This is a genomic window from Lactobacillus johnsonii, from assembly GCF_013487865.1.
Taxonomy (GTDB): domain Bacteria; phylum Bacillota; class Bacilli; order Lactobacillales; family Lactobacillaceae; genus Lactobacillus; species Lactobacillus johnsonii_A.
Genome location: NZ_CP047409.1, coordinates 1825224 through 1847267, shown reverse-complemented (window position 1 = coordinate 1847267; position 22044 = coordinate 1825224). Strand labels below are relative to the sequence as shown.

At 33.4% G+C, this 22044-nt stretch carries 24 protein-coding genes; 18 read left to right on the top strand and 6 right to left on the bottom strand.

Annotated features, from left to right (window positions below; translation table 11 throughout):
- Positions 1 to 159 precede the first annotated feature (159 nt).
- Both GTO82_RS09015 and GTO82_RS09010 read left to right on the top strand, forming a co-directional pair.
- Positions 160 to 666: an O-acetyl-ADP-ribose deacetylase gene (locus GTO82_RS09015; RefSeq protein WP_180873265.1), complete on the top strand. Its 507-nt coding sequence runs from the start codon at positions 160 to 162 to the stop codon at positions 664 to 666.
- 19 nt (positions 667 to 685) lie between these two features.
- Complete coding sequence (locus GTO82_RS09010) at positions 686 to 2302, top strand: ATP-binding cassette domain-containing protein (RefSeq protein ID WP_180873264.1); 1617 nt, start codon at positions 686 to 688, stop codon at positions 2300 to 2302.
- Positions 2303 to 2338: 36 nt separating this feature from the next.
- On the opposite strand, the gene GTO82_RS09005 is transcribed toward GTO82_RS09010, so the two are convergent.
- Positions 2339 to 3022: a gamma-glutamyl-gamma-aminobutyrate hydrolase family protein gene (locus tag GTO82_RS09005; RefSeq protein ID WP_180873263.1), complete on the bottom strand. Its 684-nt coding sequence runs from the start codon at positions 3020 to 3022 to the stop codon at positions 2339 to 2341.
- 22 nt (positions 3023 to 3044) lie between these two features.
- Positions 3045 to 4259, bottom strand: a complete 1215-nt coding sequence (locus GTO82_RS09000; RefSeq protein ID WP_180873262.1) for an MFS transporter — start codon at positions 4257 to 4259, stop codon at positions 3045 to 3047.
- Positions 4260 to 4443: 184 nt separating this feature from the next.
- On the opposite strand from GTO82_RS09000, the gene GTO82_RS08995 reads away from it, so the two are divergent.
- The 7 genes from GTO82_RS08995 (at position 4444) to GTO82_RS08965 (ending at position 11468) form a co-directional block, all read left to right on the top strand.
- Complete coding sequence (locus GTO82_RS08995; protein WP_180874122.1) at positions 4444 to 5301, top strand: cytochrome C5; 858 nt, start codon at positions 4444 to 4446, stop codon at positions 5299 to 5301.
- Positions 5302 to 5362: 61 nt separating this feature from the next.
- Complete coding sequence (locus tag GTO82_RS08990; RefSeq protein WP_180873261.1) at positions 5363 to 5785, top strand: type I 3-dehydroquinate dehydratase; 423 nt, start codon at positions 5363 to 5365, stop codon at positions 5783 to 5785.
- A gap of 151 nt (positions 5786 to 5936) precedes the next feature.
- Positions 5937 to 6713: a DUF4931 domain-containing protein gene (locus GTO82_RS08985; protein WP_180873260.1), complete on the top strand. Its 777-nt coding sequence runs from the start codon at positions 5937 to 5939 to the stop codon at positions 6711 to 6713.
- Between the two features lie 48 nt (positions 6714 to 6761).
- A complete protein-coding gene (locus GTO82_RS08980) occupies positions 6762 to 7613 on the top strand; it encodes a MurR/RpiR family transcriptional regulator (protein WP_180873259.1) in 852 nt (283 codons plus the stop codon).
- 202 nt (positions 7614 to 7815) lie between these two features.
- On the top strand, positions 7816 to 8577 hold the full coding sequence (locus GTO82_RS08975; RefSeq protein ID WP_180873258.1) for a serine hydrolase: 762 nt from the start codon (positions 7816 to 7818) through the stop codon (positions 8575 to 8577).
- A gap of 80 nt (positions 8578 to 8657) precedes the next feature.
- Positions 8658 to 10436, top strand: coding sequence for a glycerophosphodiester phosphodiesterase (locus GTO82_RS08970; protein WP_260983156.1), 1779 nt, complete (start codon positions 8658 to 8660; stop codon positions 10434 to 10436).
- Positions 10437 to 10568: 132 nt separating this feature from the next.
- Positions 10569 to 11468 (top strand): haloacid dehalogenase-like hydrolase, encoded by a 900-nt coding sequence (locus GTO82_RS08965; RefSeq protein WP_180873257.1) that lies wholly within the window; start codon positions 10569 to 10571, stop codon positions 11466 to 11468.
- Between the two features lie 57 nt (positions 11469 to 11525).
- Here the strand turns inward: GTO82_RS08965 and GTO82_RS08960 are convergent.
- Positions 11526 to 12928 (bottom strand): IS3-like element IS1223 family transposase gene (locus GTO82_RS08960; protein WP_180873256.1). Its coding sequence is split into 2 segments (ribosomal slippage): positions 11526 to 12454 and positions 12454 to 12928, totalling 1404 coding nucleotides; the frame shifts between segments, so codons are not numbered across the junction.
- Positions 12929 to 13028: 100 nt separating this feature from the next.
- Positions 13029 to 13718 (bottom strand): hypothetical protein, encoded by a 690-nt coding sequence (locus GTO82_RS08955; RefSeq protein ID WP_180873255.1) that lies wholly within the window; start codon positions 13716 to 13718, stop codon positions 13029 to 13031.
- Between the two features lie 115 nt (positions 13719 to 13833).
- On the opposite strand from GTO82_RS08955, the gene GTO82_RS08950 reads away from it, so the two are divergent.
- Together GTO82_RS08950 and yaaA are read left to right on the top strand one after the other, a co-directional pair.
- Complete coding sequence (locus GTO82_RS08950; protein ID WP_180873254.1) at positions 13834 to 14193, top strand: hypothetical protein; 360 nt, start codon at positions 13834 to 13836, stop codon at positions 14191 to 14193.
- Positions 14183 to 14941 (top strand): peroxide stress protein YaaA, encoded by a 759-nt coding sequence (yaaA, locus tag GTO82_RS08945; protein WP_180873253.1) that lies wholly within the window; start codon positions 14183 to 14185, stop codon positions 14939 to 14941. Before GTO82_RS08950 ends, yaaA begins: the two co-directional genes overlap by 11 nt.
- A gap of 41 nt (positions 14942 to 14982) precedes the next feature.
- Here the strand turns inward: yaaA and GTO82_RS08940 are convergent, their stop codons facing one another.
- A complete protein-coding gene (locus GTO82_RS08940) occupies positions 14983 to 15732 on the bottom strand; it encodes an alpha/beta hydrolase (protein ID WP_180873252.1) in 750 nt (249 codons plus the stop codon).
- A 119-nt stretch (positions 15733 to 15851) separates the two neighbouring features.
- Between GTO82_RS08940 and GTO82_RS08935 the strand changes: the two genes are divergently transcribed.
- The 5 genes from GTO82_RS08935 to GTO82_RS08915 all read left to right on the top strand — a co-directional run bounded on the left by GTO82_RS08935 (position 15852) and on the right by GTO82_RS08915 (position 19488).
- Positions 15852 to 16478 (top strand): histidine phosphatase family protein, encoded by a 627-nt coding sequence (locus tag GTO82_RS08935; protein ID WP_180873251.1) that lies wholly within the window; start codon positions 15852 to 15854, stop codon positions 16476 to 16478.
- 6 nt (positions 16479 to 16484) lie between these two features.
- Positions 16485 to 17084: a histidine phosphatase family protein gene (locus GTO82_RS08930; RefSeq protein ID WP_180873250.1), complete on the top strand. Its 600-nt coding sequence runs from the start codon at positions 16485 to 16487 to the stop codon at positions 17082 to 17084.
- A gap of 131 nt (positions 17085 to 17215) precedes the next feature.
- Positions 17216 to 17737 carry a TetR/AcrR family transcriptional regulator gene (locus GTO82_RS08925; RefSeq protein ID WP_180873249.1) on the top strand — a complete coding sequence of 174 codons (522 nt, stop codon included), beginning with the start codon at positions 17216 to 17218 and terminating at the stop codon, positions 17735 to 17737.
- Positions 17738 to 17743: 6 nt separating this feature from the next.
- Complete coding sequence (locus GTO82_RS08920) at positions 17744 to 18796, top strand: ABC transporter permease (RefSeq protein ID WP_180873248.1); 1053 nt, start codon at positions 17744 to 17746, stop codon at positions 18794 to 18796.
- Between the two features lie 14 nt (positions 18797 to 18810).
- A complete protein-coding gene (locus GTO82_RS08915) occupies positions 18811 to 19488 on the top strand; it encodes an ABC transporter ATP-binding protein (protein ID WP_180873247.1) in 678 nt (225 codons plus the stop codon).
- A 50-nt stretch (positions 19489 to 19538) separates the two neighbouring features.
- On the opposite strand, the gene GTO82_RS08910 is transcribed toward GTO82_RS08915, so the two are convergent.
- Positions 19539 to 20951, bottom strand: coding sequence for a C69 family dipeptidase (locus GTO82_RS08910; protein WP_180873246.1), 1413 nt, complete (start codon positions 20949 to 20951; stop codon positions 19539 to 19541).
- A gap of 77 nt (positions 20952 to 21028) precedes the next feature.
- Between GTO82_RS08910 and GTO82_RS08905 the strand changes: the two genes are divergently transcribed.
- Both GTO82_RS08905 and GTO82_RS08900 read left to right on the top strand, forming a co-directional pair.
- A complete protein-coding gene (locus GTO82_RS08905) occupies positions 21029 to 21271 on the top strand; it encodes a hypothetical protein (protein ID WP_004898039.1) in 243 nt (80 codons plus the stop codon).
- Positions 21272 to 21415: 144 nt separating this feature from the next.
- Entirely contained in the window at positions 21416 to 22039 is a 624-nt protein-coding gene (locus GTO82_RS08900) for a TetR/AcrR family transcriptional regulator (RefSeq protein ID WP_180873245.1), read from the top strand.
- Positions 22040 to 22044: the final 5 nt, after the last annotated feature.

The following is a 22044-nucleotide window of genomic DNA, read 5'->3' as shown; positions in this document are numbered from 1 at the left end:
GTAAATTTCTAATAATTATTTTTTTATCAATCTTACATACATTTGCCTATAATATATACTCATGATCATAAATCAAAATAAGCTCATTTCCGTTTTAGGGGATGAGTTTATTTTTTTGTTTGAGATAAAATATAAGTATGAAAGAAAGGGTGAGGGTTAGTGAATGATATTCAAGTGATTCAAGCGGATATCACAAAATTAAAAGTTGATGCAATCGTTAATGCAGCTAATAGAACACTTTTAGGTGGCGGTGGAGTTGATGGGGCAATTCACCGTGCAGCTGGTCCAGAATTACTAGCAGAATGTAGAACTCTTCATGGTTGTGAAACTGGCGAAGCAAAAATTACTAAGGGGTATAACTTGCCTGCTAAATATGTTATCCACACAGTTGGCCCTGTGTATAATCCTAATTTTGTTCAACAAGATGCTGAATTATTGGCATTTTGTTACAAAAATAGTCTTAATTTAGCTAAAGAATATGACTTACATTCAATTGCTTTTTCTTGTATTTCAACTGGTGTGTATGGGTATCCAAAAGTAGATGCTGCAAAAATTGCGGTTGAAACTACTAAGAATTGGCTTAAACAACAAAAATTTAATATTAAAGTCTACTTTTGTGTATTTGATTCAGAAAATAAAGCCATATATAATAAATTAACGTCTTAACTAAAGTGAGGAGTTTTAGATGAGTTTAAAATATGCAAAACGAAGTCAGGTGATTTGGTTTGCTATCTTAGCTGCAATTAAGGCTTGTAATATTTTATTTGTGGCTTATATGATTAAGATTATGCTGAATGTGGCATCATCGCATTCGAAGGATGTAATGCATTTGGTGCGTTTAGCAGCTTTAACGGCTTTAGGGCAGCTATGCTTCATGATGAGCAATTTCATCTATGAGCGTGTAAAAATGGGGATCATTCGTGATGTTAATATGGTTTTCAAGCAGGCTAATTTGCAATATTTGGTTGACCAAGGTGAACCAGATATAAAAAATGGCTTGTCACTTATGACGAATGATTTGAAACAAATTGAAACAAATCGAATTACAGCTCAACTTGATATGATTTATCAAGGTCTAACTTTTATTGGATCATTAGCTTTTGCCTTATATAATTCCTGGCAAATGACGATTATTTTCGTAGTTGCGATGGCGGCTCCAGCTGTTGTACAAATCTTTACTAGTAGAATTATTACCAAAAAATCTAAAATTTGGGCTAAAACAAATGCCAATTATACTCAGAATGTTTCTGATTCATTAAATGGGGCCCAATCAGCTAAACTCTATAATGTTAGAGATAATATTGTCGTAAGAGCGACAAAATCAGCTCAAAATATGGAAAATGCTCTGCGAAATATGAACTTAACTCAAGCTTGGGCCTTAGAATTAATTTATTCTGCTGCTGAATTATTCTGTTTCATTATTCCATGTACGATTGGTGGCATCATGATGATGCAGGGAAGTTTAAGTGTTGGTACTTTATTTATGATGGTAGATTTGGCAATGAACTTTATTACGCCAGTCGTAACCTTGTTTAATGAATTCAACCAAGTTAAATCAACAGTTCCAATGTGGAAGAAAACACAAAAAGCCCTTAATTATGAAATAAAAGAAAATTCAGAAAAAGCCAAGAAGTTTGAAGGACTAGATGTAAAAAATCTTTCGTATCAAACTAAATCAGATAAGCATACAATTTTTACAGATGTTAATTTACAGGTTAGACCTGGAGAAAAGATTCTTCTCATGGCCCCAAGTGGTTGGGGTAAAACTACCTTGTTGCGACTAATGCTTGGCTTAAAGAAACCAGTAAAGGGTAAAATTTTAATTAACGGAAAGAATGTAACTGGGGACTGGGCAAAAGCTCATAATTATTTCTCTTATGTTAATCAAAAACCTTTTATGTTTGACGATACGTTGCGTTTCAATATTACCTTAGGTAGGAAGGTTAGCGATGAAAAATTAAAGGAAGTTATTCATTTAGCTGGTTTAGATGAATTAGTTAAAAAAGAGGGGCTTGATCATAAAGTTGGCGAAGCAGGCAATGGGCTATCAGGTGGACAAATCCAACGAATTGAAATTGCTCGTGCCTTATTGTCAGGTCGCCCAATTTTATTAGCTGATGAAGCTACGAGTGCTCTAGATCCGAACCTGTCTTTAGCAATCCATGAAACTCTTTTGAAAAATCCTGATGTTGCAGTAATTGAAGTTGCTCACAAAATTTCATCAAAAGAAAAAGCGATGTTTAATAAAATTGTTCACTTAGACATGAGTGAAGAAAGTAAAAACAAAATAATTAAAAAATAAGCTTGAGAAGTTTTATTACCTCTCAAGCTTATTTCTTTAGTTTAATTTCTCAAAAAAGTTAGTGAAGATTTTTTCCTGTTTGGGATCGTTTAATAGCTTATCTGGTCGCCATTGAATACCTAACATTGTTTGATCAGTTGATTCGATAGCTTCAATAATACCATCAGGAGCAGTTGCAACAATATTAAAGTTGTTAGCAATCGTCTTAATAGCTTGATGGTGGTGGCTATTAACGTAGGGATGAGTTCCTACAGCTTTAGCAAGTTCACTTTCATCAGTTACATTAACGTGGTGACTTTCTAAAGAGAGGTCATTTGGTTGAATATGTTGAACACCGGCACCAGAATTTTGAGCGTAAATATCTTGGAAAAGTGTACCGTTAAAAGCAACATTTAACATCTGCATTCCGCGGCTAATTCCTAAAATAGGTAAATTGGAATCATGAGCATTTTTGATTAAGTTTAGCTCAAATTGGTCTCGATGTGGATCAGTTTCTCTAAGCTCAGGAAGTGGCTCTTCATTATAAAAAATTGGTGTGATGTCAGGGCCGTCGCTAAGAATCAAAGCATCGAAATTGACGCCAGGCACCGGCATTTTCTTTAAGCTTACGGGAGCAAAGACAAGTGGAAGAAATCCAAGTTTTACCACCGTATCAACAACACTTCGATCAACAATTACCTCATTATTTTTAATACCTGCAGTAATACCGATAGTTTTCATAAAGAAACACTCCTTTAACAAGTTAGGCATTGCGGGATTGGGAAGAAAATTGCATGATTAAATAATTAATCAGTAAAGTAATCCCAGTTGCTGCAAATACCCATTCATAAGTAAACATACCAGAAATAGTTGAACCTAGTAAAGACCCCAAGACTGCTCCAATTGCTTGGAAGGATTGATTGTAAGAAAAGACTCTACCAAATGCTTCTGGGGGAACATTCAAAGTAAGAATTGTTTGAGCAGCTGGAAGTAAGCCAGCACTGATAATTCCTAATAGAAAACGCCAGAAAGCTAATGACCAGGCATTCGGAATAAAAGTCATTGGAATAAATAAAATAGTAGCAATTAATAGTCCCCACCGCAAAACTTTTTCAGCACCAATACGATCCATTAAGTGCCCAATATGTGAAGCAGAGAGCATTGTGCCAAGACCTGGTGTAGCCGCAACAATCCCGGCGATTAGGGCAATATTATTACTGTGCGGCATTAAAGATTTAACATAAAGAGAAACAATGGGATCAATAGACATAGTTGAAGATTGAACAATCATTGTAGTTACAAACATGATGATAATTAACTTAACATTAGGTAAGTCTTGCAGTATTTGTCCCATTGGTTTCATCTTTTCTCGGGAAACTGGTATGAAATCCTCTTTTACTAATAGCCATGTTCCTAAGAAAGTTAGAAACATTAGTCCGCCAGTAATAAAGAAGGGGATGCGATAACCGAATGCACTTGATAAAGCACCACCAATTAGAGGACCCACTAAGTTACCCGCAGTTCCTGCGGTCATCATTTGACTCATTACCCAGCCACTACGCTGATGCGGTGTCTCACCTGCCATGAGCGCCGTTGCGTTATTGATATAGCCTGAAAATAAGCCTTGTAAGAAACGCATACAGATAATAAAAAGTGCACTTTGAGCTAAGCCTGTAATAAAGATTGTTAAACTCATAACACCAGCAGCACGCATGCACATTAATTTTCTACCTTTACGATCAGCTAAATTACCCCAGTACGGAGAAATAATGGCCTGGGCAATAAAAGTCATGGCAAAGGCTAACCCTGAGTAAAGGTTTAATTGTAGTTTATTATAATGACCTAATTCAGCCATAAATAAAGAAATAAATGGCATTGTCATTGAATAACCTAATCCAGTAATAAAACAGCCTAGCCACAGAGTATAAAAAGTTTTATACCAGCCATTGGGTAAAGTGCTAGATTGTGATTTATTCACCTAGTCATCTCAATTCTAAATTACTTTTAAATTTATAATAGGATTATTTTAGCACAGTGTTTTAAAAGTAATTATCTTCATCTTGTTAAGTTGTTTAATTTTCTTAAAAAAGTAATGCGGATAGACTTGTAACATGCTAATATTGATTAGCACAATAAGGTAAAGGTAGAAAATAGTGAATAAGATGGAAGATTCTAAAGATAAGAAAAAAGTTTTAACTAGAGAAGAGTATCGAAAGCGACTAGCAAGCCATGGTAAAGTAAATGTCTGGGACTTATTCTTAAACCGGCCATATATTTCAGTAGCTTTAATTGTGCTAGCAATTCTATTTATTATGACCAAGTGGTGGCTTGGTCTGGTAATTTTAATAATTGCTGCAATTGCTGGTGCATTTATTATTGTAAAAAGTAAAAATCCTGATCGAACTCTTAGCTTAGAATTTAAATTAGGTGGAAACAAAACGCTTCATTTACTTAAAGCATTGCAGCTAGGAGCTTCAATGATCATGTTTTTATCCACTTATATGCGACAAGTTGTCACTATTAATTTTCAAACTACTGGCTCACAAGATATATTAAAAATGCTCCAAGGTGCGGCTGCTAGTACTAATAATGTTTATGCGGCTCAAGGAGCAAATGTAGTTGGATTACTTGATAGCTTATTAGGTGGAAGTTTATGGGGAACATACCGCTATGCGACAAATAGTGGTCAATTTATGAACGATCCGGCAGGTAGATGGATTATGATTTGGACTTTCCTTTTAATGGTAGCCCCAGCTATTTGTGTTTTGGCACAATTCTTTAGAGAACCATATTCACGTCGGGCTATGCTAGTTGGGTCAGGTATTTCAACAGTTTTATTTGTTTTGACGCCAACTATGATTAATCGATGGGCATATCAATTTGCCATTAACCACCAAATTAACCCAGCACAGATTGGTCAAATGTTTAGTGTCGGTTACATGGCTTACTTTGGCATGGGATGCAGTATCCTAGTATTTGTAATTGCTATTATTCGCAGCATTAAACGCGATAAATTTTAATGAATGAAGATAAAATTGCTACTATAATTTAGGTAGCAATTTTTTATTTTGGAGAAAAAAGATGAGTTTTGATCAAAGAAAAGTAGAAATTAACAAGCAAACAATTTTAATGCCCATTAATACCGGTGAAAGTGAAAAGGATATTTTAAAGCAAGCAGAGGAAATAAAAAAACTCCAACCTGAGATGATGGAGTGGAGAATTGATTATTTTAAAGACGTAGTTTTAATGAATAGGCTACTTGAAGTTGCAGGAAAAGTAAAAGATGTGATGGGAACTATTCCTGTTTTAATTACATTTCGTAGTCAAAAATTCGGTGGTAAGACTGAATTAGATAGTGAAGATGCATATTTAAACCTAGTAAAAATTGTAATTGATTTTAAATTGGGATATGCCGTTGATATCGAGCAAGGGCATGTGTCTGATAGAGTAAAAGGGCTAATTAAAGATGCGAAATCTAAGAAAGTACAAGTGGTACTTTTCTAGATAAAAAAACTCTTTCGGAAAAGTGACCGAAAGAGTAAAGTTAAGGAAAGCTACAAAATGTTATATGAAAGCGCTTCAATCGCCTTCATAGATTATTATAGTAGAGTGTGAGCTGAAGTGCAAATATTTTTTTCAGAGATGGGGAATAAATTTGAATAATGATCCACTTATATTTGAATTTGCGATAGCTAAAGATAAACCATCCAGTTTTAATGGTAGTAAGGATACTATCTGTCCTTTTTGTGATGTGGAAAATTTAAGGGATATTTATCAAACCAATGGGCCAATGATCTGGCTGGCTAATCGTTTTCCAACTTTAAAGGATACAAAACAAACTGTATTAATTGAATCAGATGAACATAATGGAGATGTTGCTACATATTCACAAGAATATAATCGTCGCTTAATGAAGTTTGCTCTTGAATGCTTCAACAAGATGAGGCAAAACAGAGAATTCAGATCAGTCCTTTGGTATAAAAATTTTGGACCTAAGTCTAATGGATCACTGTCTCATCCACATATGCAAATCGTCGGTTTGTATAAAGAAGATGGTTATAAATATATTCACGAAAGTAATTTTACTGGAATTACTGTTTTTAAGACAAATAATATGGAAGTTAATTTTGCGACACATCCAGTTCAAGGCTTTCAGGAATTAAATGTTAATTTAACAGGTAAAAACGGTTTAGATCTTTGGGCGGATTGGATTCAATACGCTATCCGTTATACCTTAGAAGAGATGTATGGAGGAAAATGTGATTCATATAACCTGTTTTTCTATCCCAATAAAGACGGAATCTGTTGTAAAATTATCCCACGTTTTTATGCACCACCTTATTTTGTAGGATATAAATTATCCGAGTGTAATGATAATAATACCTTGAGAAAAGAAGCGAAGAGATTATTAAATTTTGTACAAAAATCTTGAAATAATATTTCAGTACCTTAGAATGTTGAATAGAAATAGAGGTACGTTATGGATTTATCTACTAAAGTTTTAAACAATTATCCTAATTTTAAGGGAGCATCTAAAAAGATTGCCGATTATTTATTGGCTCATCCGAAGACTTTTTTACAAGAAGATGCACAAGGCTTGGGGAAAATCACTAAAACTAGTGCGGCTTCGATGATACGTTTTTGTCAACAACTGGGTTTTAAGGGACTAAAAGATTTTCAAATTCAACTTGCTCAAGATACACCCCAAGAAGATAAAAATACAATTGAACCTATTGTGGATAATCATGATAATCCACATGTTGTTTTACAAAAACTTCTATCAAGTATTAAACAGAATACTGAACAAACGGCTCATTTAATTGATGGAATGGCCTTAAATCAAGCGATTAATTTTTTGAAAAATGCTGATCGAATCTATTTAGCCGGTGTTGGTGCATCGAGCTTACCTGCTCAAGATCTTTACTATAAATTTATTCGTAGTGATAAAAATGTCATTTTTAATCAAGATATTCATATTGCCTTAGAGAGAATTTGTTATTCCCAGTCGACAGATGTTTTGGTCATTTTCTCTTATAGTGGCCTGACTCAAGAAATATTATTACTGGCTGGACAAGCACGTAAAAATCATACGCCAATTATTGCTGTGACTCGTTCTCATCAGTCTCCTTTGGTTGAAATCAGTGATGTGGTTTTAGGTGTATCAACAGATGAAAAGCTGCTTAGAGTAGGTGCGATAAATTCACTTTTTTCTGAAGTGTTTGTCTCAAGTGTCTTATTTTTAGCAACGATTAATCAAGATTTACCTAGATTAGAAGAAAAGTTTAAAGAAACAGAACTAGTAACTAATCAATTAAAACAATTAGATGAGTAGTATTCTAATAATGAATTAAATAAAGGCTGTAAGCTACTAGAAAAGATGCATTTAAGCATCTTTTTCTTTTGAAATTAAAAGCTATCTTGATATAGGATAACAAAAAGTTTTAAAATAACTTTATAATAAAAGATACTGACATAATATATAAGATAACGTAAGTTAAGTTTTGTCTAAGTCTAATAAGAAAGGCGATTGCTTTATGTTAAAGGATGGAATTACTGAAATTATCCAAAAGTATGATATTGATGCAGGTGTAATTGTTAAATATGGCGATCAAATTATGTATCAACATCAAGTTGAGAAAATTTTTCCAGCAGGAAGTTTGATTGACTTAGATATTGCTGCATATATTGAAGATCAGTGGAAAAAGACCCCTGAAGTTGTGGATGAAAAAATGGAAGTTACTGATCTTTCTCGTGTGCGTGGCGCTGGTATTATTGGTGATTTACGTCGTACTAATTGGAGCGTTCGAGACCTAGTTTATTTAACTAGTGCATTATCAGATAATGTAGCTACTAATCTATTAATTGAAAAATTTGATATTTATGAAATTGATGAGTGGTTAAAACAGAATTATCCCGGCATCCGATTGGGAAGAGAGTTAATGCGCTATTCGGCTAACGATCAAGATAACGAATGTACAGCTATTAGTATTGATAAGTTGATTACACATTTAATGACTACTCAAAATCTTTTTTGTGCTTTAGTGCGTAAAGGATTAGGCAATCATACTATTCCAACAGATTTAACTTTTTATGGGGATAATCTTCTTACCTACAATAAACTGGGACGAGATCGTCAGGCACGCCATGAGGTTTGTGCTTTTATGACGAAAAAAGCACCAGTATTTTGCACGGTTTTGAGCAGTTATGAGGGAAGAAATATAGAGGATAGATTATTCTTCCAAGAATTAAGTAAGTTGATTTTTTCACATGTGAAGAGTGCTGACTTTAAAAAATAGGAATCCTAAGAATAGATAAGGATTCCTATTTTTTATAAACTAAATTGCAAGGGTAGAAAATAGGAGTGGAGGAATAATTTTTGAAAAATATTTTTCGAAAAATAGATATGTATTCTAAAAATTTTAGAATACATTGGCTAGAGTATGTAGCTTTATTTATCGGAATAGATATTTTTACGCAGATGCTAATCATTCCGTTATTCAGGTATGTAACAACTGGAATTTTAAAAGCTAGTGCAATTCCGTTTGTTTCATATCAAAACATTGTTACCATTATTACCACACATACTGGAGTTGCTCTCCTATTAATCTTTGAATTAGTTATCCTATTTTTAGTAATTTATGGTGTATTTGCCTTAATATTATTGGGAATTAGAGAAATTTCTCAGAATCGATTTTCCCTTAAATTACTATTTAAAGAATTATGGCAGACATATCGTTCTGTTCGAGTAGGTTCCATCTTATTACTAGGCTTATATTTTTTGTTAATTGTACCTTTTGCAGATATGGTTTATCGAACACCGTTATTAGCCAAAGTTCAGATTCCAGAATTTATTTTGGATTTTATGACTAGAAATATTTGGCTGGTTAGTGGATTGATAATTTTTTATTTGCTAGCTTTTATTTTGGGAATCAGATTGATTTTGACGCTTCCCTTGATGATTTATCAAGAAAAAAAGACATGGATTGCGATGAAAGAGAGCTGGAGGTTGACTAGCCATAAAAATTGGTGGACCCTCTTAAGTCGCTTATTAGTTGCAGGAATCTGTGTTAGCGTAATTTTAGTTATCTGCAATTTAATAATTTATTTCTGTCAATTGGGATTAGATCATTTGCCAGAAAAGCTTAGCTTTAGTTTTGCTATCTTTAATCTGTTACTGGTCCAAATAATTAGTGAATTAATGGTGATTTGGATTAGTGTTATTTCTATTTTGATTGTTGTTGCACCATTACATGGGTTTAAGGCTGAAGATCAGAAAAAAATAAAAAGTAAAAAGACAGTTAAAATAGTAGATTTATGCTTAGTAATAATTTTCATATTAACTGCCGGAATCAATAGTACCTTGTATTTAAAGGGAGTAGATTTGCGGCGCCCGGTCACTATTTCACACAGAGGGGTAAGTGATAAAAATGGAGTGCAGAATACTATTCCAGCTCTAAAAAAGACAGCAAAGCTTCATCCAGATTATGTGGAAATTGATCTACATGAAACAAAAGATAAGCAATTCGTAGTGATGCATGACGAAAACTTGAAAAAATTAGCTGGAATTAATAAAACTCCAAAAGATTTAACTTTAAAGCAATTGACTAGAATTACTCTTCATGAAGATGGTCACCAAGCTAAAATTGCTAGTTTTGATCAATACCTAAAAGCTGCTCAGAAATTAAAGCAAAAATTGTTAATTGAGGTTAAGACAACACCTAATGATTCTCCAAAAATGCTCCAGAATTTTAATAAAAAATATGGCAAGCTAATTATTAAGCGTAAATATCAAGTTCAATCATTAGATTATCGTGTTATTGAGGTATTGCATCAAATTAACCCTAAGTTATTTGTCTTGTATATTCAACCCTATAATTTTACGTATCCCCAAAGTGTTGCAGATGGGTATTCAATGGAATATTCTACTCTAAACAATGATTTTATATGGCAGGCTCAACTTCAGAATAAGCCCGTGTATGCGTGGACAGTCAATAGTCCACAAATGATGATGAAGATGATGTATGACAATGCCAATGGAATTATTACCGATCGACTAGCTGAATTAAATGAGACAGTTAAAGATTTTGAAGATAATCGTAGTCACGCTAATAAGCTATTAAACTTTATTTTAATATTGCCTGATGATAATAAATAATTAGGAGTAAAGCATCCTTTAGAAAGGATGCTTTTTATACCACTATGGGTATATACCAATTACCAAAATTTTTATTTTAAGCTGCCCTAAATAAACGGCAAATTATTGAAGAAAGTAAGAAAGGCTAAAAATATGGTTACGAGAATAATTAGTGCAAATGCTAGCGAAATTTTAAAAATGGACGGTACTCAATTAAAACAAAGTATCAAGGCTAGTGAAGGTAGAACTGTTTTAAGTGAAAACGTGGTTACCGAGCCAGCAATTGATAATCTAACTACTTCAGAAATTGCGGCCGCTTTTGGAGCGGACTTAATTTTATTAACTTTATTTGATACTTTAAATCCTAAAGTAAGCGGCTTGGAAGTGGATAAACCAGAAAATACGGTTAAAAAACTTCAAAAATTAACTGGACGCCCAATTGGAGTAAACTTGGAGCCAGTTGATGAAAAAGCAGAGATGGAATTAACTAAATTGCAAATTTCTTCTGGTAGAACTGCAAGCGTTGAATCCATGAGAGCCGTTGAAGAGTTAGGATTCAATTTCGTTTGTTTTACTGGAAATCCTGGTACTGGTGTAACTAATAGAATGATCGCTAAAGCTGTAAAAACAGCGAAGAAAAATTTTTCAGGTTTAATTATTGCTGGAAAAATGCATGGAGCTGGCGTGGATGAACCAGTAGCTAGTGAAGAATCAGTTAAAGAGTTTTTAGATGTAGGTGCAGACGTTATTTTGGTTCCTGCTGTTGGAACAGTTCCAGGTTTTACTAGTGAAGAATTAATTAAGATAGTAAAAATTGTTCATAAACATGGTGGCCTAGTAATGAGTACGATTGGAACTAGTCAAGAAAGTTCTGGAGCTCAAACAGTCCATGATATTGCCTTACAAAATAAAATTTGCGGTGTTGATATCCAACACATTGGAGATGCAGGTTGGGGAGTAGTGCCCCCAACGGATACTATTTTCGAATTAAGTAAGACAATTCGTGGAATGAATCATACGATTTCCCGGATGGCACGCTCAATTAATCGTTAAAAAGATAGTAAATAATAAAAATGAAGTGCCATAGAAAAGTTAGACATTTATAAAATTTTAAAGATTTGATAATACACGATTTCTGTATTTTACAGGAGTCGTGTATTTTAATTTGTTTGATCTTCTAACATTGTTAAACCAATAAATATAATCTTTCAGAATTTCCTTCATCTCTTCTAAACTTCCAATCTTAAGTCGATTCAGTTTTTCTCTCTTCATTAGATTAAATATCGTTTCTCCTGGTGCATTATCATGACAATTTCCTTTTCGGGACATGCTTTGGATTATATTCATTTTCTTTAGTCGAGCCTGATAGCCTGGATTCTGATATTGAAAGCCTTGATCTAAATGAAGGATAGGAGCAGCTCCTGGTGGAAGATTATCTGCTAGTTCATCTAGCATATTATAAATAGTTTTCATTTCAGGAGAGTAACTTACTGCACAAGCTAGAATCTCCAAAGAAGCTTCATCTACTACAGGAGAAATATAAACTTTCTTGCCGTTAGTTAGTTTATATTCGGTTACATCGGTATGAAGAACTTTATAGGGGATAGTTTCATCAAAAGTTTGATTTAGGATGTTTGGTGCTTTCTTTCCTACATTACCCTTATACGAACTATATTTACCAGTATTTTTATGATAAATTGTTGTTTTTATTCCTAAACTTCTCATTAACTTACGTACTGTTTCTAGAGAAAGTTTAAATCCTTCATCTCTTAACGCTCCCCACATAGGACGATAACCATATGTTTCTTGTCCTTCATAGCCATAATAGATTTCTTGAATCTTCTCTTTTACTAAAGCATACTTATCAGCTTGATTAATTCTATTTTTTACATTGTCATAGTAAGTCTTTCTATTTAATTTAAGCACCTTAAATAAGACCTTAAGTTTAATTTGATGGTGTTTTGCCCGAATATCCTGTATTAATTGTGTTTTTTGTTTGTTGGATAACGTGGATATCGGGCAGCCACTTTTTTTAAGACAAGATTTTCCACTCTAAGTCTTTCTAATTCAGCTTCCTGCTTAAGAATTTTTTCTTCATACTTTTGCTTTTCACTAAGTTCTAACTTTTTAGTTGTCTTCTTACTCTTTTTAGGCACTTTCCTAGGCCGACCTTTCTGTTTAGGCAGCAGCCCAGCGTATCCTTCTTCATTGAACTTTTTAGCCCAATTGTATACTTGAGAATCACTAATATTAAACTTAGCCGCTACCTTTGAAACTCCAATAGAATGTGTTAAATAGTAGCGTACCACATTTAGCCTAGAGTCAGAAGAATAAGTAGTTTTAGTATGTTTAACAGATAAGGCAGCTAAACCTTGACACTTAGCCTTATCAACCCGCCTACGAATAAGAGTCCAATGAATATTATATTGTTTAGCTAAACCTTTTATTAAATCTTCATGATTTAAATATTTGGAAACAATTTCAATTTTTAATTCAGTCGAATATTTGGTCATAAAAAAATACCTCATAATTATTAGATTTTATGTCTAACAATTATGAGGCACTTCAAAAGAAGATATCTTAGCAAAAGTTACTTTGATATCTTCTTTGTTTTTAATATTCAGTTTTACCTAAATCATCTTCTGGGCGGTGGAGCTGTAGACGTAGACCGTAGACAGAAAATTCTTCACCGTCTTCTTGGCGGTTAAGTTTAATACGTAAATGGTCTCCATCTTGTTCGAACTCCACTTCATTTCTAGTATCAATCCAAGCTGCCTCTTCAACGTGAGGAACATGCTTTAACTCGATACTTTCCTCCAGTGGAATATGGATGAAAACGTAGCGTTGATATTTAGCAATGGCATTATAAAAGACATGAACATTGTCTTCATCTGCCTTTATTTCATGGTCAGCTCGACTTTCATAGTAAGCATGTCCAAAGTGACTAATCCAATTACGCAAAGTTCCCATTGCAGGATCTGATTCGGCTTTAATTGATCCATCGGCGTTTAATTCAACTTCGAAATAGATATTCATATCGTCTAATCTAGCAGCGATTAATTTTGCTAGAACATCAGGAGAAATTAATTTTTCTGCTGGTCTTTTTTGACAAAACTTAATTGTATATTTTTGACAAGCTGCTTGCAGGTCTGCCATTTGTGCATCATTAGCGTCTTTGATACTTACGCCTCTAAAGCCGCAGTCTCTTGCATGACGTACAAGAGCATCGGCATCAATTACACCTTTTGGAGCAACTTGATACTGCAATACAAGTCCAATATTTAAATCTTCTTTTTCACTCATTTTACTATTCGCTTTCTATGTCATATTCAAGATTGATTATAAGTGGAAAAGAAATTTTAAGCAAAGCAAAATGGTTTCACGTATAATTAGGTAGGACTATAGAAGGGACAAAAACATGATTATTTTTAATATTGTTTTATATATTACCATTGGTTTCATTGTCTATTTTGGTTACCAAACTGTACTTCATTATCACAAACATGAAAATGTTAATTTTCTCCGTGGCTTAATTATCAGTACACTTGTTTTAGCAGTTTTAGTTTCTTTACAAATTTACTGGGCACTCCCTAACATTATTGGCCTATTTTTATGGCTATTTATTATGTTCTTGTTTATTAGTGCAGCTGCTAGCGCTAGATACATTACAGCTAGCTTGCAAGATAAGAAAAAAAGAAAGATAGAGCTAATTGCTTCTGCTACTCTGGCAGTTATTAGCTTGATTGCTTTATTTATTGTGGTTGCCAATGTCAGATAATAATATGAAAATAATTATTGCTCCCGCTAAAAAGATGAGAGTTGATCAAGATACTTTTTTGGTTAGATCAGAGCCTGCTTTTTTAGATAAGACACAGGAGCTATTAGATTTTTTAAAAACAAGAAATTTTGACCAGTTACAAGATCTATGGAAAGCGAATGATAATATTGTTCGTACAAACCAAAATAATCTTTTAACAAGTGAGCTTGATTCTAACTTAACCCCAGCACTTTTAGCCTTTTCAGGAATCCAGTATCAGTATTTGGCTGGGGATGTTTTACCCCAAGAAGGATTAGACTATCTTCAAGATCATTTGCGTATTTTGTCAGGCTTTTATGGTATTTTGAGACCTTTTGATGGGATAATTCCCTATCGTTTGGAATTGAAAACTCAAATGACGGGCTTTAGATACTATAGCCTGTATAATTTTTGGAAAGATCTCCCTTACCAAGAGTTGTTCGTTAATACAGACACAGTTATTAGCTTGGCATCTTTAGAGTATTCTCGTTTGATTTCTCCATATTTAAGGGATAATCAAAAAATGATTACAATTAAGTTTTTAGAAAATAAAAACGGAAAGTGGAGACAAAGTGCTACACATGCTAAGATGGCACGAGGAGAAATGGTTCGCTTTGCGGCTAAAGAAGGAGTTAATAGACCAGAAGATTTAAAAGAATTTTCTGATTTTGGCTATGTTTTTTCAGCAGCAGATTCTTCAAATGAAAATTATATATTTAAAAAATTGTAGAAAAAAAGAGAAATCAGACGATTTCTCTTTTTCTATATAAATTAAAAAGCATTATTATTCTGTAAAAATTCTGTAGTTAAGTCAGAAACATTTTTTTGATAGTTATCACTAAAACAATGGTCTGCACCTTCGATTAAGTGTAAAGTGCTGTCTTGATAAATTTGATCGTATTTCTTTGAGGCATTAGGGGAAACAACAGTATTATCTGTACCGTGGATTAAGCAGACAGGTTTAGTAAATTGAGCAGATACTTCATAAATAGGCAATTGTTGAGCAATGCGTAAGTAAAATCCACCTAGGGTTAAATCTTTAAAAGGGAGACGGTCTGGGATATGGTCTGGATTATAGGTAACTCCTTGTGTATTACCTTCAAGAGCATCACTTTTTAAAGTGGCAGCTGGTGCTAGGAGTACCACCTTTTTTATTAGGTCAAGATAAAGTCCCGCTAACATTGAAGCAACAACACCGCCTTGAGAATGACCCACTAGATAAATATTACGTACATGCGGATCTGTTTTAACGTAATTTAAAATGGCATTTGCGTCTTCAATTTCATTTAAAACAGTCATATTTTCAAACTTACCATCTGAATCACCATGTCCATTAAAGTCAAAACGAACACTAGCAATATTTTCATCACGAAGACTGTTAGCAATTTCTCTTAGCAAAGAAGTATTACGGTTAGCGGTAAAACCATGAAAAATAATTGCCATATCATATATTTCTCCGAAAGGTTCTTCTCGAGTTCCAACTAATTGTAATCCATCACGTTCAAGTGTAATTGTTGCCATATTAATGCCTACTTTCTTTTTGTCTAACTTTATTAGAGTCTGACATGTGAGATAATTTAGTAGCTTAATAAATTTTAGTATAATATTTTCTTGGATAAAATATAAAGGATTGTGATGAAATGGATCTGTTATTAGTAAGACATGGGGTTAGTGAACATAATACTTCTGATGTGATCTCTGGCGGTACTAGTAACCCTAACTTAAGCCAAGCAGGTGTTAAACAAGTAGAAGAAGTAAGTAAGTTAATTGACAATAGTAAACTTGATCGAGTATATGCAAGTCCATTAATTAGAGCTAAAAGAACAGCTCAAATTTTAACTGATTTTCAAAAAGAGATTATTACTGATGATCGACTTAGAGAAATGAATTTTGGCTCTTGGGACGGCCAACATGCCGAAGAACTTAAGATAAAATATCCTGATGCCTTCGATGATTTAGGAACTATTAATAGTAAATATGCAGAATACGCTGAAAATGGTGAAACTTTTAGTCAAGTAGCAGATCGAGTTGAAGAATTTTTATCTGATATTCAACCCGATGCTAATGACAAGACAATTATGATTGTTTGTCACGGATTTGTGATTAGGAGTTTAATAGCTCGGTGGTTTAAACTAAAAATTGAAGATGTAATGACAGTAAGAAATGTTAGTTTTACTGAACTTCATTTTGAAAAAAATGATATTGAGCGACCAAGATTAATGACCTTTAATCGGACGGAACCCTTGTATTACGGAATTAAGAGGTAATATGTTATGCGAGTAGTAATTTTACGTCATGGAACTACTGAATTAAATAAACAAGGAATGATTCAAGGATCAAGTGTTGATCCTGATTTAAGTAAGGAAGGGCGCGCTTATGCAGAAAAAGCTGCTAAGAATTTTGATCCTAGTCAATTTGATGCAGTGTATGCAAGCCCATTAAAGAGAGCTCAACAAACTGCAAGGATTTTTGTGGGAGATAAGACCCCAATAACAATCGATAAGCGGATTGAAGAACTAAACTATGGTTCTTGGGATGGAAAATCTTCTTCGGAATATCGTAAAAAGTATCCAGATGCATTTAATAGTAAAGGATTGATTAACGATAATATCTATAAATACGCTTCAGATGTGGAGAAGCGTGAAGATTTTAGAGAAAGAATTGCTGCATTTTTTGATGATTTATATAAAGAACATGCTAATGATACAGTTTTAGTAGTTTGTCATGGTGTAGTAAGTCGAATGATTTGTGCTCATTTTTTAACTAATGGCGATATTAAGTATTTTGACCAAATGCAAAATTGTGGTCTAGCAGAATTAGACATTAATCAAGAATATGGAACTTTGGTTTACTACAATCGCGTTTTAGCATAATAAATTTAATGCTTGATTTTGATATCTTATCGAAATTAAGCATTTTTTATATCTATATGTTGACACAGTGTCACTTTAGTAATAGACTTAAGACACATTTAAAATGACACGGTGTCACAAGGAGGGGAGGCATGGTTAGTGAAACTTTTATAAATCTTTCGGATGAAAAGAAACAAAAGATTGAAGGCGCGCTATTAAAAGAATTTAGTACTTATCCCTTAGCTAAGGGACAAGTAGCACGAATTGTGAAGGATGCTGGAATTGCTAGAGGAGCATTTTATAAGTATTTTGGCGATTTAAAAGGTGCATATACTTATCTTTATCGTCTTGCGATGAAAGAAGTTCATATGGGACTTCCAACAAGGTTAAGAGAGTTTGATCCCGAATCTTTTTATAAGATGACAGTTGATTTTATTAATCAGACTGAAAATAGTATGTATTTTGATCTTATCAAATTACATCTTAGCCAGAATCAAGCTTTTCTTGGAGATGATAAAAAGCAGAAGGATGCTTTTCTTAATCTCGACTCTCAAGTCTGGGCTGCCATGGTTTTAACTCATGAAGCAATATATTTAGCTTTATTTAATAAAGAGAAGAAAGAAAAAATTCTAAACAGATACCATGAAAGTTTATGTTTATTACAAAGGAAGTAGGCAAAAATGTTTTTAGCTCTAAAAGAAATAAAATATGAGAAGCTACGGTACGGCTTAATTACATTGATGATATTTTTAATTGCATATTTAATTTTTATGCTGTCATCATTGTCAGTAGGTCTAGCTTCAGAAAATACACAAGCAGTTAATAGCTGGCAAACTCAATCAGTTGTTTTGAATGACAATTCGAATGTAAGTTTAAACCAGTCTTTACTAACTAAAGAAAATCTAAAAGATTTTAAAAAGACAAAAAATGATAGCTATATCGGAATAGTTCCGATTGTAATGAAAGAAAAGAAACATCAAACAGTTTCAGCTCAATTTATTGGATTAAATAAAGATGAATACATTTATAAAGATTTGGAAGTGGTTTCTGGTCGTAAAGCAAAGCATGATGACGAAATAGCTGTTGATCAAATTCTCTGGAATCGTGGTTATCGCTTGGGCGACAAAGTAACTCTAAATGGTAGTGATCAAAAGTACAAAATTGTTGGTTTCTTAAAAAATGCCAAGATTAATATTGCGCCAATTGCTTATGGTACGATGACAGCGTGGAAAAAATTAAGACCAATGGCTCCGAATGTTGAAACTTCCGGAATTATTTCTAAGAAAAACTTAGATTTTAAAGCTAAGAATGTTAGATCTTATGATAAGCAGACTTTTGTTAATAAATTGCCTGGTTATACAGCCCAAAACTCAACTTTTGAATTAATGATTGGTTTTCTATTCGTAATTTCGTTGATTGTGATTGCAGTATTTTTATACATTTTAACTATTCAAAAAATGCCAAATTATGCTGTTTTAAGAGCACAAGGTATCCCAAGCAAGACATTAATTGGCGCTACTCTTAGTCAATCATTAATTTTAGTAATTATAGGTACGGTCTTAGCATATCTTTTAATGCTGCTTACTGTTAGCGTAATGCCAGCTACTGTACCAATCGATTTTGCCCCATGGATCATGATTTCAACATTTGCCGGGATGATTGTAATGGGAGTAATAGGTGGATTAATTCCAATTCGATCAATTCTTAAGGTTGACCCTTCAAAAGCTGTGTAAGGGAGGAAATTTATATGTCAGTAATTGAATTAAAAGATGTAAGTAAATCCTATGGTCAAGGAGATGCCAAGGTTAATGCTCTAAAAAATATAAATTTTGAAGCTCAAAAAGGTGAGGTTGTCTTAATTGAAGGACCTTCTGGCGCCGGCAAGAGTACTTTCCTAACAATTGCAGGAGCACTACAGAAGCCTACTTCGGGTGAAGTATTTATTGGAGGAGATAACGTAACTAACTATTCTCCTAAACAAGCTGATGCACTACGTCTAGATAAAATTGGCTTTGTCTTACAGGCTTATAATTTAGTGCCTTATTTAACTGTTAGGGAACAGTTTATTTTAGTAGATAAGGTTAAAAAGACCGGTAATTTAAGTAAAGAAGCTCTTGATGGATTGTTAGATGAATTAGGAATTTCTAAACTAGTAAATAAATATCCTAAGGAATTATCAGGTGGTCAGCAGCAAAGAGTGGCAATTGCAAGAGCACTATATGCAGATCCAGCCATTATTTTAGCTGATGAACCTACTGCTTCATTAGATAGTGAAAAAGTTGAAGAAGTGGGAAAACTATTTAAGACTTTAGCTAAGCAAAAAGAAAAGGCTATTATTTTAGTTACTCATGATTTAAGACTTAATAAGTATTCGGATAAGATTTATAAAATGTTAGATGGGCGTTTGAGCTTGAAAAAAGAATAAACAAAAACACGTAGGTATAAAATTTTGTACCTACGTGTTTTATTTCAATTCTACAAATTAGGATCAATCTTAAACCGAAGTGGTGAATCGGCAGTTTGAGCAGTAATTAATTTAGCATTTAATTTTTGATAGTTCTTAATAGCAACATCAGCTAATTTTTTATTAGCTTCGTTTACTAACTCTACTTTTTTAACCTCATCTTTTTCTTGAGTCAATTTCTTATCATATTCAGCTCGTAGCTTATTTAAAGATAGATTCGTTGCTTTTTGTGTATTAACTAAATTAGTTGCATATTTATTCCAATTTCGATCTACTAAAACGCTAGCCATTTTAAATACCCAGTAAGCAGAATTAGTTGAAAATTCTTCTTTACCATACTTGAACATAGTTGGTACTTTAGTTCCTTGTGGGTAAAAAGGAATGTAAATACTTTGTGCGGCAATTCCCATTGCTAGCCAATGAGTCATATCTTCTTCTCTAAGTTGCAGGAGGTGAGATTCTTGAGTAGTAGCTACAGCAATTGGACGATAGGCAGGTTGACCTTCGTTTTTAGAATTAGTTAGGTCATACTGGGTTCCATTAAAGTGATCGCTTAAAACGCGTTGAGCGTCTTGAATAGATACAGGATGATCAGGCTTTCTAATAAATGGTAAATTAAAACTTTCTGGATCTTGATTTATGGAAGGCGTTAGAAGCTTTTGACCGCTCCAAACACGAGGTGTGTTATAGGTTAAATCCGAATCATCATGCGTACCAAAAATCAATCTAAAATTAAATGGTTTATCTTTTGGCCAAAGATTATTTTGGTAAACAAATTCTTGAATTCCAGGAGAAGTTATAAAATTGTCTTTATCGTTGAAATCAATGATTTGAATTGCTAATTGATTAGCAACTACTGCGTATGAATCGTCGGGGATGCGTTGAGCAACATAATGATGGCCAGAGCCAATTTCCATATACCAAGCTTCATTTCTATCTGCGAATAAAATTCCATCCGCTTCTGCTGCACCGTGCTTTTGAACAATTTTTCCTAAACGTTCTACACCTTCGCGAGCAGATTTAATATATGGTAAAACAACTGTTACCATTGCTTCTTCTAAGATACCTTTTTCTTCATCAAAAGGATCCATAGCCATTACACGATCATTAGCATAGGCACTTTCAGTAGCGCTCATTGCAACGTGATATTCATTGATTCCATCTTCTTCAAATACTCCATATTTATCTGTCCATTCAGGAGTAGAAGAGTAAGAAAAAAGGTCGTTAGGTAATTCCATCTGAAACTTATTGTCTTTTGACTTAAAAATATTATTTTTAATTGTTTGATGCGAATTAAAAGCAAGATGCTTTGGCCAAGCAGTTTTAGCATCTTCATTTCGGCCGATAATCACACTACCGTCTACAGTAGCTTTTTTACCGATTAAAATAGATGTACAAGATGAACGTCCAACAGGAGAAGTCATAGGTTTCACACTTTCTATTGATATAATATAATCTATATTGTAACGTATAAAACTTAAAAATAAGTGAGGGCATTAAAATGGCAGAGTTACCAGAAGATAAAAAAATCATTCTTACAACTGATTACAAAGATAATACCATTAATATGGAATTTTCTGATAATTTAGTTGATAATCGCGAAAAAGGATACATTCTTTCAGCTGCATTTTTAGCATTTGCTGCGAATGAAGGACTAGACAAACAACAAGTTATTGAAATGATTAATTCCCACTATGATCAATTTACTGGGGATGATGATTCAAGTTTATTTAAAAGATTATAGAATTTGATATAAAATTCTCCACATTTTCATATTTTTGTTATAATATAATCACGGAGAAAATAACAGGTGTTAGGCAATTCTGCTATTTTTAGATGATCTCGATGTGTTGATGTTGATAAATATGAATTAAGTGAGGTAATTAAAGTGGCTAGAAAAAAAGAAATAGATAAGCAAAGAATCCTTGATGCTGCTTATAAATTAGCAGTTCGTGGTGGAATTGAAAGCTTAACTGCAAGAAATATTGCTAAAGCAGTTAACTGCTCAACCCAACCGATTTATCTTGAATTTAAAAACATGCAAGATTTACGTAATCAAGTTTTAGCAAGAATTTCTGATAAATTGAAGTCTAATACTCTTCAACAGAACTTTACAGGTGAACCTTTGATCGATTTAGATCTTTCATACTTGTACTTTGCTAAAGAACATGTTGATTTGTTTAAAGCAATGTTTGTAGACGGTAAATTTGGAAATCAAATGATTGTTGATACTTTAATGGGACTTGGACTTGAAAAATTCAAGCAACAATTTGACGCAGAACAATTTTCTGAAGAAAGACTCAATCATATTGTGATTTCTAACTGGATTGCTGCTACAGGTTTAGCAACTCTTCTCATTAACAAGATGGCAAACTTTTCACAGGCTCAAATGATTAGTGTTTTAAAGGCACAAATTCATGAAGCAATGTTAAATGACCGTCTCACTAATGTTGAAGAAAATCCACTATTTGCTGCTGATAGTGACGCTTCTCTTGAAGAACGTCTAGGCTAGTTTCA

Coding starts and splice junctions, on each gene's coding strand:
- GTO82_RS08990 (WP_180873261.1), top strand. CDS start 5,363: ATGAGTTTTGATCAAAGAAAAGTAGAAATTAACAAGCAAACAATTTTA.
- GTO82_RS08925 (WP_180873249.1), top strand. CDS start 17,216: ATGGTTAGTGAAACTTTTATAAATCTTTCGGATGAAAAGAAACAAAAG.
- yaaA (WP_180873253.1), top strand. CDS start 14,183: ATGTCAGATAATAATATGAAAATAATTATTGCTCCCGCTAAAAAGATG.
- GTO82_RS08995 (WP_180874122.1), top strand. CDS start 4,444: ATGGAAGATTCTAAAGATAAGAAAAAAGTTTTAACTAGAGAAGAGTAT.
- GTO82_RS08940 (WP_180873252.1), bottom strand. CDS start 15,732: ATGGCAACAATTACACTTGAACGTGATGGATTACAATTAGTTGGAACT.
- GTO82_RS08910 (WP_180873246.1), bottom strand. CDS start 20,951: ATGACTTCTCCTGTTGGACGTTCATCTTGTACATCTATTTTAATCGGT.
- GTO82_RS08935 (WP_180873251.1), top strand. CDS start 15,852: ATGGATCTGTTATTAGTAAGACATGGGGTTAGTGAACATAATACTTCT.
- GTO82_RS08980 (WP_180873259.1), top strand. CDS start 6,762: ATGGATTTATCTACTAAAGTTTTAAACAATTATCCTAATTTTAAGGGA.
- GTO82_RS08905 (WP_004898039.1), top strand. CDS start 21,029: ATGGCAGAGTTACCAGAAGATAAAAAAATCATTCTTACAACTGATTAC.
- GTO82_RS08965 (WP_180873257.1), top strand. CDS start 10,569: ATGGTTACGAGAATAATTAGTGCAAATGCTAGCGAAATTTTAAAAATG.
- GTO82_RS08915 (WP_180873247.1), top strand. CDS start 18,811: ATGTCAGTAATTGAATTAAAAGATGTAAGTAAATCCTATGGTCAAGGA.
- GTO82_RS08955 (WP_180873255.1), bottom strand. CDS start 13,718: ATGAGTGAAAAAGAAGATTTAAATATTGGACTTGTATTGCAGTATCAA.
- GTO82_RS08920 (WP_180873248.1), top strand. CDS start 17,744: ATGTTTTTAGCTCTAAAAGAAATAAAATATGAGAAGCTACGGTACGGC.
- GTO82_RS09010 (WP_180873264.1), top strand. CDS start 686: ATGAGTTTAAAATATGCAAAACGAAGTCAGGTGATTTGGTTTGCTATC.
- GTO82_RS08930 (WP_180873250.1), top strand. CDS start 16,485: ATGCGAGTAGTAATTTTACGTCATGGAACTACTGAATTAAATAAACAA.
- GTO82_RS09005 (WP_180873263.1), bottom strand. CDS start 3,022: ATGAAAACTATCGGTATTACTGCAGGTATTAAAAATAATGAGGTAATT.
- GTO82_RS08975 (WP_180873258.1), top strand. CDS start 7,816: ATGTTAAAGGATGGAATTACTGAAATTATCCAAAAGTATGATATTGAT.
- GTO82_RS08950 (WP_180873254.1), top strand. CDS start 13,834: ATGATTATTTTTAATATTGTTTTATATATTACCATTGGTTTCATTGTC.